Consider the following 12,881-nt stretch of genomic DNA (forward strand, 5'->3'; position numbering starts at 1 on the left):
ACCCAGCGGACCGACATGCGACCGACCCCGCCGAACCACGCCCGCACCAGGGTGGTACACATCCTGTACCTTGGAGATATGGCCCTGAAACGCACCAACGTCTACGCCGACGACAGCGACCTCGCCCTCATCAAGGACGCCGCCGCCCGTCTGGGCGTCTCCGAGGCCGAGATGATCCGCGAGGGCATTCACCGCATCGCCCTGGCGCACCGGATCTGGGACGAGCCGTTTGTCTCCGACGAGGAGACCTTCGACCTCGGTGGGCCGATCACCGAGGACGACGTCCGTACGGCTGTGTCCGAGGGCTATGAGGCGCGAGAACGCAGGAACGGGGGACACGCGGCGTGATCGCCGTAGCCGACACCTCCGGAATCCTCACACTCTTCAACCGCTCCGATCCCGACCACCAGGCCGCCAGAAAGGCGGCCGACCAGTGCGGCTTCCTCGTCGCCACGCCCATGGCGCTGACCGAGGTGCACCAGGTGGCCACCAGCCGGGCCGGGCGCGCCGCGGCTGACGCGATCCTCCGCTCGCTGACCGCACGAGTACGGCAGATGAGGCTGGTCCTGGCCCCACCCACGCCGGAGATCCTCGACGCCGCACTCACCGTACGAGCGCGGTACGCAACCCTCGACCTCGACCTCGTGGACGCACTGAACGTGGCCCTGGCCGCCCAGTACGGCACGGACGCCATCCTCACCCGCGACCTCCGCGACTTCCGAACCGTCCGACCACTGGGCGGCAGCCACACCCACTTCCGAATCCTCCCCGACGACCTCTGACTGTCACCACCCCACGGCGGACGGCGAAGTCGCCCTGGCCTCCGCCGCGTGCCCACAGCACGGCAGGTCCTTCCGCAGCTCGAACGCTCTCGCCTCGGAGCGGTATCCCTCCACTCCTGACGCTTGTTGCGCAGGAAGTGACGTCGCCCCGGAGCGACCTCGTACGATCGACGTTGGCGCAGCGCTGACCTGCAGCCGAACGGCCATCATTGGTCGTTGTTGGTCGCTGTGGGCCGCCCTTCGACGGCCCACGGACGGCCCGAGGGCGGCCCGTTGCACAGTGCTGGCAGATTCACAGCGGGCTCCGTTCACCCCATCCAGCCTGCGTCTTCTCCTGAACCTGCCACTGTTGGTGGACGTCTGGGGGAAGCAGCCGCTCGGCGGGCGCCACCACGGCGCCCTCGGCAGCCGTCACGGTCATGCCGTCTCCTTCTTCTTCCCAAGCGAGATCCGAGTGCCAGGCGGGGACGTGAGCGGACGCACGTCCCGCAGGCCCGCTTGCGGGTACACCGCATCGCCCAGGGTGCTCACCGCGTGGTCCTCGAAGACCTGGACGTCATACACGTAGGCGTCCTGGCCATCTCGCACGATGGTGCTCGCCTTGGCGTGTGATCGACCAGTCATGTCCCGGTAGTCGATGAGCAGTTGGGCCCGCTCCGGGAAGGCGACCTCTTCGAACCTGAGGCTTGCGGCCTCCCCCGGGGCGAGCGCACCGAGCGACCAGTTCACAGGGCGGTCCGCTCCGGGCTGCCCGGCCCGTTCCAACTGGACCCGCACGTGGAGGGCCGGCCCCCGGCCGCTATTCCAGACGCGGACGCGCAGGATTGCGTGCCTGCCGGTCCCGAAGTAGTTGGTTGAGCGATCTCGTTGGGCCTGCCCTCTCTGCCAATCCCCGGCGGGCAGCACCACAGGGCGCCATTGGGCCCGTTGGTCCGCGGCGGTCTCCCGGGCGAGTTGCCGGGTGCTCCAGGCGAGCCAGACGGTTACGGCGGCCAGGCCGAGGGTGCCGAGGGCGACGAGCATGTCCCAGCCGGAGGCCCAGGGGCCGGTCTCGGCGGCGGCTAGCGGAGTGGTTCCCACGGCCTGTCTCCTCTCAGATCCAGTTGCTCCAGTTCTCCACCGCTTGATGGGCCGGTGTCCAGGTGTTCTCCACGGCGGCATTCAACCGTTGCTGCACCAGCCCCGCCAACGCATTCCCCCGTCGCTGAGCGCCAATTGAGATGACTTGTTAGAGGCCAGGTTCGCCGGCGGGCTGTCAGCCCTCCACGGCAAGAAGCGCCCCATCTTGCCTGAGGTCCAGCCTTGGGTGGTAACCCGTTTGGTCGGGGGCTGTGACCTGGGGGTTCACTGCTGGCGGCGGTGGCCCGTCTGTGACTGTCGGTCGCCGTTGAGTGCCCTCGGGCGGCCTCGCACGGCCCAGAGACGGCCCAGCTTGGCAGCAAGGCAGAGGCGCCTCCTTTTGTCAGTGCGTGCAGCTATGGTGCGTCCGCCATCAAGGGCAACGCACTCGGGAGGGGCTTTGGGAGCCAAGACAGGACTGCTGGTGTACGCCGACGGCGACGTGCCGGAGCTGCTGCGACATGTGGGCGCGGCAGACCTTGCTCGGACGACCAGCATGATGCGGCAGCTCTACCCCGGCCGGGAGATCGAGGAGTGCGAGGGCTCGAATCTCTGGGACGGCGTCTACCCGCCGAAGGGAACGGCATACGCAGCCAGGTGGCCGGGCGTGGAGGTCATCGGTGATCAGAGGGTGATGATCGACGCCCCCTCCCAGCTCCCGGGACACCTCGTCGCGGCGAGTGCCGGCCGACGGCTTGTCCTGCACGCCATGCACAGCGTCGTGGACTGGCTGGCGTTCGCCGTATGGGAGGACGGGCGCCTCGTCCGCTCCTTGAGCCTGTCCCCGGACAGCGGCATCATCGAGAACATCGGCGAACCACTCCCCTTTGAGCTGCCCTACTGGGCCGGAGACCGCCCGGCCGACATCGTCCCGTGGCCCGGCGAGGAGGAAGAGCCATACTCCCTGCCCTTTCACCCCTTGGATCTGGGCGAAGACGCGCTGCGGGCACTCTGCGGCTTCATCCAGGAGGGCCGTCCCGAGCCGGATGACGTCGACGCGGACGCCATCGAGCTGTACGGATTCCATGTGCGAGACGCCCACGGGCCTGATCCTGCAGAACAGGAAGCAGAGCTGCGCAGGGCCGTGGAAGCGATGGATCCACCGCGCTTCTACACACTGGACCCTGATGGCTCACTCATCGAGCGCGACAGCCTATAGCTCACGACCTCTTCGTCCCGAAGCAATTTGGGGTGCCCACTGTCCTTGGGCTGCTGTGCCTGTCACCTGCACGGATGTCCGCTGACGTCCACGGTTGTTCGCGGGTGTGCGCCGTGGTTGTCACGCAGTTAGACACTCACCGGGGAGACAGGTGCGTGTTCGCTTAGCCCTGCCAACGCCTCCCATGTCCGCCTTGCACGAGGTGCCGCGTCGTTCGGGTTGGCCGTAATGACGGCCGTCCTACTGCCGGTCAGATGACGTCGGCCTGCCCCTGATGCGGCTGTTCCAACTGTTGTTCCCGCTTGCGCTGCTCCATCCGGAGCGTCTCCACGTTCTCCGCGAACCGCTCCAGGTTCACCGCCGCGTCCGCATCCGCGTACGGCGCAATCCCCAAATCGAAGGCCGTGGCGTGCTGCTCTACCTGGTCTGCGGTCTGCTGAAGGTTGTATGCCCGCTCACGGAATTTGAAATAGCCCGTCACTGCGGTGGCGAACGCCAGGAACGACCCCAGCACGATCAGGATCGTCTTACCCGGCTGCGGGGTATCCCAGAAAGCCGTAGTCGCCGTGGTCCCCACCGAAGCGAAGAACACCCCCCACTGAAACCAGTTGTGAATACGCCGGTAGAACCGTGTATCGCGCCGCAAGCGATCTATCACCCGGGGTATGTGCTCCCGGTAGCCGTCCCGCCGTTCCATCGTCGGGCGTGTCTTTGAGGCGTTGAGGGTCCACCGGTCATGGATGATCTCCAGATCCCTACGGAGCAGGAACACCGACCTGACACCGTGTTCCTCGTCCTTCACCCGCAGGAAGAAGCCGACCAGGAACACCACCACCAGGACCAGCATCACCGCGATGGTCACGATGTTGAACGTGCGCAGGTCCGGCACGTCTTCCGGCCACAGGTTTCCCCACCCGACCACTGCCAGAACCAGCGGCATCACCACAAGCGGCACCAGCCGGAGCCACCGCGACAGAAGAGCCCTGCGGATACGGCGTTCCGCAGTCGCGACGTCCCGCCGGTAGGTGATAACGCTGTTCGCGTACTCGTACTGTCTAGCGGGCTCTAGACTCCATCCATACTCTGGTTTTGGCTCATTGAGGAATTCAATGACCTCTTCAACTAGTTCGCCCCAGGTGGAATTCGAGTCTGCGGTGAACACGCTCCCAAGTAGCACGTAAGGTTTGTATCGGTCGGGTGACTCATAATTTCGGTGGAAGATGTATGCGCCGTCACTGGCGTATCTGACCTGTCGGGCTATTTGGACGTTTATGGTCCACTTGAGTTCTTCCCTATCGGTCTTCCAGGCGGCGGAGAGGATCGCGGCTACGCCCTCCCAGGTCAACACGAATTCCTCTGGGAGGGGGGTGTGTATGTCGGCCTCGGACAGCCGCTGACCTTCGTATGCGAGGTGATGCAGGACATCACCCACCCACGGCTGGTAACTGTCGGTGGTCTCGGGTTCAGGTTCGCGCGGCACGTCGGTAAGGCCGGACATCGCGGAGTGGCTCCCGGTCAAGGATGGCGGTGTGTGGTCGACGGCACGCTACCGCCGCCCTGCCTTCCACCAGTCGGTAACCCGCCTGCTAGGAAGTGGAGTTGACCACATCCGCTCCTAAGAAAGGATCTCAGACCTCGGCGAAACACGGTTCTGCCGGATCAAGAGCTGCCCCGGTGGGAGCACTCTGCTTCCCGGATTGCAGGCTGATGGGTCGCCGATCTTCAAGCTGAGGTCGGCGTAAGGGTTTTGGGCGGGAGCTGCTTTGGGGCGAGTGATCTTGGCCCCTTAAGCTTCCGGCGAGTCGGGCAGTCTGTGGACCTGCCCGTTAAAGCACGATGTCGGGGCCAAGATCTTAGAGGCTCGCCCCAAAGTGGCTGCCTAAAGCCGTGGAGCCGACCGCCCCAGCCACAGCGGGTTTCCCCTCCTTCGCGCGCCGCCGGGCGCGGCCGGCCGGTGGCGAAGACAAGGAGGCCGTCCGCGCCGCAGAGGCGGCGCGCGCCCGCGCCGTGCGCGGACCTTGATGCAGTAGGGCAAGTTCTACCGCGCAAGTTCGCAGCGGTTTTCAAGGCCGTTGCGGAACTCGGGGGCACAGGTGCCCTGACCAGCACGAACAGCTTTTGCGGTGCAAGCTGCAAGCGCGTTGGCCCACGCATAGCCCACCTAAGCCCGCTCCTCACCCGCCGGGCCCACAGCCAAGCCGACCCCTCAAGATCATCTGATTCCCGTCCGCGTCTCATCCTGATCTTGGAGAGCGCGAGACGCCCCTCCGTCTCGACATGGACGCACATGTAAGCGCCGCCAATGCCACCCACTGGCGGGTAGCGAAGAGATGGAGCGCGGCGTTGACCCTCGGGGCGCACAGAGGCGCGAACCACCCGAAGTTCGCCGAACAGGTAGTCAGCCACGCATACGGACTCCTACAGTGAGACGCTCATCACATCTAGGGGGTTGCGTGGCTGCACGTGGTTCAAACTTCAACATCGGTGGCGAGCAGGCGGAGGCAGATCCTCTATTGATGGAAGCCTTCTACCGATCTGACGATTTCGAGACCATCGCATCCAAAGACGACTCACGCTGCTTCCTGATCGCGCGTACTGGCAGCGGAAAGTCGGCAGTCCTCCAGCGCCTGGAAGAGGAAAATCCGACCCACGTTGTACGCATCGCCCCGGAAGATCTCTCTTTGAACTACATTACCAATCTCCGGGTGATGCACTACCTTGACGAGCTCAATGTTAGCCTCGACCCCCTATTTATTGCACTCTGGAAACATGTGCTCCTCGTCGAACTCATCAGGCATCGGTACAAGGTTGACTCTTACGACGCAAAGAAGAACTTTCTCCTTACGCTGCGGGAAAAAATCAAGCGCGACCCAGGAAAAAAGGCGGCACTAGACTACTTGGAACAATTTCAGGATCGCTTTTGGGTTGAGGCCGACGAGCGAGTCCGGGAAATAACTGAACGTTTCGAAGAGCGGATTCAGAACGAAGCAAAAGGCACGATTGGACTGCCAGGCACATCCCCCCTCAATGCCACGGCAACCCTAACTGGTGGAAGTATTGACAATTTCTCCACAGAGACTCGTCGTGAACTTACAGCGAGGTTCCAAAGAATCGTCAATGAAACCCAGATGGCACGCTTAAACAAAATGCTCAAGGTGTTGGATGAGGACATCCTCGACAGTAAACAAAACTTCACCTTTGTAGTCATTGACGACCTTGATCGTGACTGGGTTGACGAGAAGATCACTAACTCATTGATTCGCTGCCTATTCAGGGCAGTCCTAGATCTCCAGCGGGTGCAAAACCTGAAGGTGATCGTGGCCCTGCGGACCAACATCTTCGAGAATCTTGACTTCGGACACAGAAGTGGAGGCCAAGAAGAGAAGTTCCGGTCTCTCGCGATGCACATGCGGTGGAGTCCTGGCGAGTTACGAGATCTAGTGAACGATCGATTCCGGGTAGCTGCAGCCAAGCGCGGGATGCGGGAATCTTCACTCTCGTCTATCCTTCCACGTACGAACGCAACGCGCGGCGATGCCTTCGACTATATGCTCGACCGAACCTTGATGCGCCCACGAGACATCATCGCCTTTGTGAATGAATCGCTTACTGCATCAATGGGCAGTCAAAATATCTCGTGGGAGCACATCAAAACAGCCGAAGACGGATATTCGTACAAACGACTGCTTGCGCTGCGCGACGAGTGGAAAATGACTTACCCAGACATTGACCACGTATTCTCGCGGTTCGCTGGGTCAGTCATCCCCATGTCCCACGATGAATTCACGCATCGGATTGAGAACGTCGCCCTCCTGCCGGCAGAAAGTTGGTTCAGGGGACGGGACTGGCTATCCGAGCTTACTGGTGGAATGTGGGACAACCCGGCTGGGACTTGGGCAGACTGGTACGGTCCATTGGTTAGGATGCTTTACAATATTGGGTTTATCGGCTGCATTGCTGGACATGCCGCCACGGTTCGTTACGTCAGAACATTTCCCGAGTTCGCAGAACGTGCGAGCAACCTGGAAACGACTGTGGGATTCACCATCCATCCCGCCTTCCAAGCTGCCCTTGATGTGCGCCTGGACGGACTACGAGGCCCACACTCTTAAAGGTGCAGTTTGCCTGGCAGGCTTGTTATGTCCAGTTCAAGGTTCGCCGCGAGGGCTTCCTGATCGATCAACGCCATGCCGGGTCCCTACCGTATCTAGGTCCTGATCACGATCAGAAACACTGCAACGCTCATAGATGAGATACCAAACAGCTCCGCCGCAATTGCTGCCAGGAGTAGTTTCCCCTTGCGGCTTACTGCTCGGAGAACTAGCGCCCATGTGTTGAGCTGTTCTCTGGCTATCTCCTGCTTCGCTAGTGCATCTTCCGCATCCCAGTAGGGCCAGGTGATCATTTGAAGCAAGGAGGCGGGTTCAATCTCATGACCCCTGTTGGGCATGTTGGCAATCACGCCAAGTGCCGCAGCCGCGACAAAGCCAGAGAGGGAAATGAGTAAGAATGTTCGAATTGAAGTGGGTTTCACTGCCACCCGTGGAGCAACTGCTGTCACGAAGGCCAATTGGAGGGTCACGAGAGTGCCGCTGGTTGTTATCACCGCGACGGCTCGCCCCTCGATACCGACTCGTCGCTGCCGAAGAGACTCAAGCTCTCGGCCGATGAATTGAGCGATGATCTCCCCGGCAGCCACTGTGCCTAGCTCAGCTCACGTCACCTGATCCGAGGCCGCCCGTCACCTCGGTAGTGTTGGTACTGTCGATGTCGCCGGTATTGCTACCAATCACCTTCACATGAGTCATCTTCGGATAGTCGAATCGACTAACGGCTGGTTCCGAAAGGAAACTGGAAGTCCTCTGAAATCCCATTCCTCCAGAAATTCCCTTTTCCCCGTTGAACCATTTGACATCGCCCTGACTTACTTCGGCATAGGGGTCGACCTTAGCCGTCTCCGCTTCGGGTGACGCGGCTTGAGCGGTACCGCCCAGCAGTCCTTGGTACTCGCGCTGTCCCCCGCGAGGCTTCTTTTTCTTATTGTTGCTCTTCTTCCCCATTGGAGAGCCATCCTCTCTAGCGCTGTCACCATAGTTCAGCGACTCGACGCTTGATCGGTAGCCATCGCCCTCAGGCTGTGACGGGACTGTGACGGTGTGTGTAGACGCGCTGCTCGGGTCGCTGCGCTAAAACGTGCCCTTGGGACTCTGCTTGGGGATGTGGATAACCCTCCTCTGCCCGGATGCTGAGCTATGGGACGGCCCATAGGCTGGTTGTGCTCGGGGTCATCGCGGAGGTCGGTTATGCCCCGAACCATCTGGTCAGGCGCTATCAGCTTCGGCCTGGTCACTTCTCTGAACTGGCGCGTCTTCAAGCTCCGCTGACTCTGCGGACTGGCCTGCGGCAGGAGCGACGTGGATGAGGACGCTCGGCGGACACGCCCTGCCGATACGCAGAGCCACTTCTCTCTTCACCCACGACGCTGATGCCTTCACCGGCTAAGGGACGGGCGACTGCGGAACATGCCGGTTGCCATGCCAGTCCGGAGCCTCCCGTCCCCGCTCAACCACCGGGCAATCAGGCGGCCCGCACCGAACGCTGGCGCGGCCCCAGGACCAGCGGACACAGTCGCTCCGGGTCACCAGTCCAACGCACCTTCGGCGCCTCAAGGCTGCCGCGTCGGTCGGTTACGAGCCGGTCATTCCCCGACGCCGTGGGCGAGGAGGCTCTCGGCGGTCTCCGCGATGGTGTCCTCGATGGGACGAGCCCGCCATCCGAGGAGCTTCTCCGCCTTGGAGCTTGTGGCGTCGAGATCCCGGCCGAGCTGGTGCTTGAGCAGGCGCAGTTCCGGGTTCACGATGCCCAGTGTGCGGGCGACCCACACGGGCAGTTCACGGGTCGGGGCCTTCGCGGCGCGCTCACCGAGGCGGTCGTGCAGGATGCGTGCGATGTCGATGACGCGCAGGCTGTGCCCGGCGATGGCCAGGAAGCGTTCGCCGGCGGCTGCCGGATCGGTCATCGCGCGCAGGTGCAGGTCCGCGACGTCGCGCACGTCGACGAAGCCCATCCCGAAGGGAGGGCACGCGGGAACCTGTCCTTCGAGCATTCTGCGGACGAGACGCAGAGATGGCGGGTCGTCCAGGCCGAGCAGGGGTCCAAGGACCCCCACGGGATGAACCGCCGTCAGTTCCAGGCCACCGCCTTCGTCCTGGATGAACTGCCAGGCGGCGCGTTCGGCGAGTGTTTTGGACCGCTGGTAGGGCGGGATGTCGCTATCGACGTCTGTCCAGTCCTCCTCGGTGAAGGGGGTCGAGCGCGGGGGGTGCCCGATCCCGATGGCGCCGAAGGCGCTGGTCAGGACGACCCGGCGCACACCGGCGTTGCGGGCTGCGCGCAGCACCCGCAGGACACCCTCGCGCGCGGGGACCACCAGGTCGTCGTCGTTCGTCGGCGTGTGGCGCAGGGTCGGCGAGGCGACGTGGAGGACGAAGTCGCAGTCGGCGACAGCAGCGTCCCAGCTCTCGGAGTGTTCGAGGTCGGCGCGCACGACGGTGAGCCGGTCGTCGTCGAACGGTGTGGCCGCGTGCAGCCAGGAGCGCAGCGCCGGCTCGCGCCGCAGGTCGCGGACCGTGGTGCGGACGGTGTGCCCGGCATCCAGCAGGGCCTGGACGCACCAGCTCCCGATGAATCCGGTTCCTCCGGTGACCAGTACTCGTGTCATCTGTCTCTCCTTCAGCTCTCGGCTCGTGCGGTAAGGGGTGCCGGCGGGTGCGTCGCACGGTGGCGCTGGGTGGCGGCCACGCTGCTTCCGAGGAGGGCGTGGCCGATCATGATCGGGTAGATGACGGCGCGCTCGAACAGGCCGATGTTCCACATCCAGCCGGTGAACACATCGGTCATGAAGAGGGGGAATGCGATCAGTCCAGCGGTGCCGAGCGCGGTGCTCGCGATCGAGCGGCCCCTGGTGAGACCGATGCGGGTTCCGCCGGTTCCGACGGCGATCGCCATGATGTTGCCGGCGAGCATGACGCCCTGCGCGCCGACGGTGTGGAAGGCGATCAGGCCGTTGTCGACGTTGGCGTTGGAGCCCTGGAAGATGCCGACGAGCGAGACTCCGACACCGGCGAGGACGGCGAGGCTCACGATGACGATGGGGCGGGCGCCCTTGCGCGGGTCGAACACGAGAAACGTGCCGACGATCAGGAGGGTGCCGTAGATCACCCAGCCGGTGTCCATGACGGCACCGAGGGGGGAGTTGGCGACCTGCCCGAACGCGGTCTGCGGAGGGCCGGTCAGGCCGAGGTGGCTGACCCAGTTGTACAGGGGCGAGTACGGCGGGTCCTGCCATGCGGCGGCGGTGATGAACTCGGCGACCCAGGACACGAGCGGGCCGACAAGGATGAGGAGGGCTCCGGCGCGGGCAGCGGCGCCGGAGCGGACGATGGGGTTCATGCGAGAGCCATGCCGGGAACGCGCTTGCGGATGGCCTCCATCTCGGCCTCGTCGGATACGCCCTGCCAGTCGTGGCGGGGGGTGTACGGGGCCTCCAGGGCGCGCACATCCTCGTCGCTCAGTGCGATGTCGAGAGAGGCCACGGCCTCGTCGATTTGCCGGATCGAGCCGGCGCCGACCAGGGGTGCGGTGACGACCGGCTGGCGGCGCAGCCAGGCGAGCGCCACCTGTGCGCGGCTGACGCCGTGCGCGTCCGCGACCTGTCCGACCGCGTCGATGATGGCGTGGTTGGACGCCTCCTGCTCGGGCGAGTAGAGGGTGTCCGCGTACGCGCCGTCCGTCTCGGAGCGCGCCGTCGAGCGGGCATCGTCCCACGCGCGGGCGAGACGGCCGCGGGCCAGCGGCGACCAGATGATCGTGCCGACGCCCTCGTCCAGGCACAGCGGGATCATCTCCCGCTCCTCCTCGCGGGCGAGCAGGTTGTAGTGGTCCTGCATCGACACGAACCGTGCCCAGCCGTTCTGCTTCTGCAGGTGCAGCGCCTTCGCGAACTCCCAGGCGTGCATGGACGAGGCGCCGAGGTAGCGCACCTTGCCGGCCTTGACGAGGTCGCTGAGTGCCTCCAGCGTCTCCTCCCACGGGGTGGCGTGGTCGTTGCGGTGGATCTGGTAGAGGTCGATGTAGTCCGTGCCGAGGCGGCGCAGCGAGTGGTCGACCTCGGTCATGATCGCCTTGCGCGACAGGCCGCGGCCGTTCGGTCCCAGCCGCATCGGGTGGCGCAGCTTCGTGGCGATCACCACGGCATCGCGGTCGGCGAAGTCCTTGAGCGCGCGGCCGAGGATCTCCTCGCTGGAGCCGTTGGAGTACATGTTCGCGGTGTCGAAGAAGTTGATCCCCACCTCCAGTGCGTGCCTGATGAGCGGGCGCGCGTCCTCCTCGCCCTTCGACCAGACGGGGTGCCCGCGGTCGGGGTCGCCGTAGGTCATCGCACCGATCGCGATCGGGGACACGTCGAGGCCGGTCATGCCGAGCTTGATGTAATGCATGACGCTCCTTAAAGTATGTGGAGAGCTCTCCACATAACGTAGTGGAGAACTCTCCACTTAGCAACGTGAGGTCCCGTGGTCCGTTCAGACGCCCGTGAGAACAGGGCACGCATCCTCGCCGCCGCACGCGAAGCGCTCACCGCGGACGGCAGCACGTCGATGAACCAGATCGCCCAGCGCGCCGGAGTCGGCGCGGGCACCCTTTACCGCAACTTCCCCACGCGCGAGGCGCTCGTCCTGGCCGTCAACCAGGACGAGGTGGCACGCATCACCGGCACCGTGCCCGACCTACTGGCCCAGATGCCGCCATTGGAAGCCCTCCGACACTGGACGATGGACCTCGTCGAGGCCATGCGGCGAAAGCACGGCCTCGGCGACGCACTCACCCCGGGCGTGCACCAGGCGATCAGCGAGCAGAGTTACGGGCCGGTCATCGCCGCGATCACAGAACTCCTCGACGCCGGCAAGAAGGACGGAAGCATCCGTGTGGACGCCACACCTGGGGACTTCCTCCAGCTGACCGGCGCATTGTGGCGTGCCGCGTCCAGCCCCGTGGACCGGGCCCCCCACATGCTCGCGCTCATCCTCGACGGACTCCGCACGCACCGGTAGTGGAGGGCCTCACGGCTGCAGGGGTGCGCTGCCGTGCCGGCCGGCGATGTCGGGGAAGGTCGGGATGCCGAGGTCCACGGCGGTGCTGCGGCGGGCTTGTTCGGCATCCAACTGGGCGAGCTTGTCCTGGGCTCCCGCAAGGCTGACTTCAAGTCCTTCCAGCTCGCCAAGCCAGCCCTCGCGTTCGGCCTCGATGATGCGGGCGAGGAGGTTGTCGCGGATCTCGACCAGGCGGCCGCGCTGGTCGGGTTCGGGACAGCGCAACCGAGGACCACAGCATCCGCTTCCACCAGTACCACCTGGAGGACATGGGTCGGGTGCGGGTGAAGAAGGTGTGCGATCTGGAGGACCGTGAGGTCTCTCAGGATGAGATCGGCAAGGGCTACGAGTGGGTGAAGAAGAGCAGGGACGCGGACGAGGTGATCATCCCGATCGCGGACGAGGAACTGCGGCAGCTCCCCTTGCCGACCCCGCGGGCGATCGAGATCGGCGGCTTCGTGCCGCTGGCGTCCATCGACCCTCTCCGCATCGGCGATGGCTACTACCTGCAGCCGAGCGGTCAGGTCGCGGCCAAGCCGTACAAGCTGTTGGTCCAGGCGCTTGGCCGCTCCGCCAAGGTGACAGCACGCCGCTGCCGTCGAGCAACGCTGGATGGTTGTCCTAGACAGCCTGAGCCGACAGTGAAGGTGCCGATAGCGCGTTGCGGATTCG

General features: G+C 64.3%; 14 protein-coding genes and 1 pseudogene. 6 read left to right on the plus strand and 9 right to left on the minus strand.

Features of this window, described 5'->3' with window-relative positions:
* Nucleotides 1-78 precede the first annotated feature (78 nt).
* Complete coding sequence (locus ACFY10_RS02965) at nucleotides 79-348, plus strand: CopG family transcriptional regulator (protein WP_390663255.1); 270 nt, start codon at nucleotides 79-81, stop codon at nucleotides 346-348.
* On the plus strand, nucleotides 345-782 hold the full coding sequence (locus ACFY10_RS02970) for a type II toxin-antitoxin system VapC family toxin (protein ID WP_390663256.1): 438 nt from the start codon (nucleotides 345-347) through the stop codon (nucleotides 780-782). Before ACFY10_RS02965 ends, ACFY10_RS02970 begins: the two co-directional genes overlap by 4 nt.
* 292 nt (nucleotides 783-1,074) lie before the next feature.
* Here ACFY10_RS02970 and ACFY10_RS02975 read toward each other — a convergent pair whose 3' ends face one another.
* Together ACFY10_RS02975 and ACFY10_RS02980 are read right to left on the minus strand one after the other, a co-directional pair.
* Entirely contained in the window at nucleotides 1,075-1,203 is a 129-nt protein-coding gene (locus ACFY10_RS02975; RefSeq protein WP_390663258.1) for a hypothetical protein, read from the minus strand.
* The gene (locus tag ACFY10_RS02980) at nucleotides 1,200-1,862 is read right to left on the minus strand and encodes a hypothetical protein (RefSeq protein ID WP_390663259.1); all 663 of its coding nucleotides are present in this window, start codon (nucleotides 1,860-1,862) and stop codon (nucleotides 1,200-1,202) included. Before ACFY10_RS02980 ends, ACFY10_RS02975 begins: the two co-directional genes overlap by 4 nt.
* 463 nt (nucleotides 1,863-2,325) lie before the next feature.
* Between ACFY10_RS02980 and ACFY10_RS02985 the strand changes: the two genes are divergently transcribed.
* Nucleotides 2,326-3,060 (plus strand): DUF6928 family protein, encoded by a 735-nt coding sequence (locus tag ACFY10_RS02985; protein ID WP_390663260.1) that lies wholly within the window; start codon nucleotides 2,326-2,328, stop codon nucleotides 3,058-3,060.
* A 250-nt stretch (nucleotides 3,061-3,310) separates the two neighbouring features.
* Here ACFY10_RS02985 and ACFY10_RS02990 read toward each other — a convergent pair whose 3' ends face one another.
* Nucleotides 3,311-4,558 (minus strand): SLATT domain-containing protein, encoded by a 1,248-nt coding sequence (locus ACFY10_RS02990; RefSeq protein WP_390663261.1) that lies wholly within the window; start codon nucleotides 4,556-4,558, stop codon nucleotides 3,311-3,313.
* Nucleotides 4,559-5,513: 955 nt separating this feature from the next.
* On the opposite strand from ACFY10_RS02990, the gene ACFY10_RS02995 reads away from it, so the two are divergent.
* The gene (locus tag ACFY10_RS02995) at nucleotides 5,514-7,172 is read left to right on the plus strand and encodes a P-loop ATPase, Sll1717 family (RefSeq protein ID WP_390663262.1); all 1,659 of its coding nucleotides are present in this window, start codon (nucleotides 5,514-5,516) and stop codon (nucleotides 7,170-7,172) included.
* Between the two features lie 95 nt (nucleotides 7,173-7,267).
* On the opposite strand, the gene ACFY10_RS03000 is transcribed toward ACFY10_RS02995, so the two are convergent.
* From ACFY10_RS03000 to ACFY10_RS03020, 5 genes are all read right to left on the minus strand, one after another.
* A complete protein-coding gene (locus tag ACFY10_RS03000) occupies nucleotides 7,268-7,759 on the minus strand; it encodes a hypothetical protein (RefSeq protein WP_390663263.1) in 492 nt (163 codons plus the stop codon).
* Nucleotides 7,760-7,769: 10 nt separating this feature from the next.
* Nucleotides 7,770-8,120, minus strand: coding sequence for a hypothetical protein (locus tag ACFY10_RS03005; RefSeq protein WP_390663264.1), 351 nt, complete (start codon nucleotides 8,118-8,120; stop codon nucleotides 7,770-7,772).
* Between the two features lie 638 nt (nucleotides 8,121-8,758).
* Nucleotides 8,759-9,781 carry an SDR family oxidoreductase gene (locus ACFY10_RS03010; protein WP_390663265.1) on the minus strand — a complete coding sequence of 341 codons (1,023 nt, stop codon included), beginning with the start codon at nucleotides 9,779-9,781 and terminating at the stop codon, nucleotides 8,759-8,761.
* Between the two features lie 11 nt (nucleotides 9,782-9,792).
* Complete coding sequence (locus tag ACFY10_RS03015; protein ID WP_390663266.1) at nucleotides 9,793-10,512, minus strand: DUF998 domain-containing protein; 720 nt, start codon at nucleotides 10,510-10,512, stop codon at nucleotides 9,793-9,795.
* Nucleotides 10,509-11,558, minus strand: a complete 1,050-nt coding sequence (locus ACFY10_RS03020; protein ID WP_390663267.1) for an aldo/keto reductase — start codon at nucleotides 11,556-11,558, stop codon at nucleotides 10,509-10,511. Before ACFY10_RS03020 ends, ACFY10_RS03015 begins: the two co-directional genes overlap by 4 nt.
* Before the next feature lie 75 nt (nucleotides 11,559-11,633).
* Here ACFY10_RS03020 and ACFY10_RS03025 point away from each other — a divergent pair, with 75 nt between their 5' ends.
* Nucleotides 11,634-12,170 (plus strand): TetR/AcrR family transcriptional regulator, encoded by a 537-nt coding sequence (locus ACFY10_RS03025; protein WP_390663269.1) that lies wholly within the window; start codon nucleotides 11,634-11,636, stop codon nucleotides 12,168-12,170.
* A 9-nt stretch (nucleotides 12,171-12,179) separates the two neighbouring features.
* On the opposite strand, the gene ACFY10_RS03030 is transcribed toward ACFY10_RS03025, so the two are convergent.
* Nucleotides 12,180-12,434 carry a hypothetical protein gene (locus ACFY10_RS03030; RefSeq protein WP_390663270.1) on the minus strand — a complete coding sequence of 85 codons (255 nt, stop codon included), beginning with the start codon at nucleotides 12,432-12,434 and terminating at the stop codon, nucleotides 12,180-12,182.
* Between ACFY10_RS03030 and ACFY10_RS03035 the strand changes: the two are divergent.
* Nucleotides 12,428-12,802: pseudogene (locus ACFY10_RS03035) on the plus strand (Ku protein); the annotation flags it as partial. The gene ACFY10_RS03030 and the pseudogene ACFY10_RS03035 sit on opposite strands and share 7 nt — an antisense overlap.
* Nucleotides 12,803-12,881: the final 79 nt, after the last annotated feature.

This window comes from Streptomyces sp. NPDC001401 (assembly GCF_042895385.1).
Lineage (GTDB): Bacteria > Actinomycetota > Actinomycetes > Streptomycetales > Streptomycetaceae > Streptomyces.

What these genes read in the sequence shown, in the direction of transcription:
- ACFY10_RS02990 (WP_390663261.1), bottom strand. Translation starts at nt 4,558, where the DNA reads ATGTCCGGCCTTACCGACGTGCCGCGCGAACCTGAACCCGAGACCACC.
- ACFY10_RS03010 (WP_390663265.1), bottom strand. Translation starts at nt 9,781, where the DNA reads ATGACACGAGTACTGGTCACCGGAGGAACCGGATTCATCGGGAGCTGG.
- ACFY10_RS02975 (WP_390663258.1), bottom strand. Translation starts at nt 1,203, where the DNA reads ATGACCGTGACGGCTGCCGAGGGCGCCGTGGTGGCGCCCGCCGAGCGG.
- ACFY10_RS03005 (WP_390663264.1), bottom strand. Translation starts at nt 8,120, where the DNA reads ATGGGGAAGAAGAGCAACAATAAGAAAAAGAAGCCTCGCGGGGGACAG.
- ACFY10_RS02965 (WP_390663255.1), top strand. Translation starts at nt 79, where the DNA reads ATGGCCCTGAAACGCACCAACGTCTACGCCGACGACAGCGACCTCGCC.
- ACFY10_RS03015 (WP_390663266.1), bottom strand. Translation starts at nt 10,512, where the DNA reads ATGAACCCCATCGTCCGCTCCGGCGCCGCTGCCCGCGCCGGAGCCCTC.
- ACFY10_RS03020 (WP_390663267.1), bottom strand. Translation starts at nt 11,558, where the DNA reads ATGCATTACATCAAGCTCGGCATGACCGGCCTCGACGTGTCCCCGATC.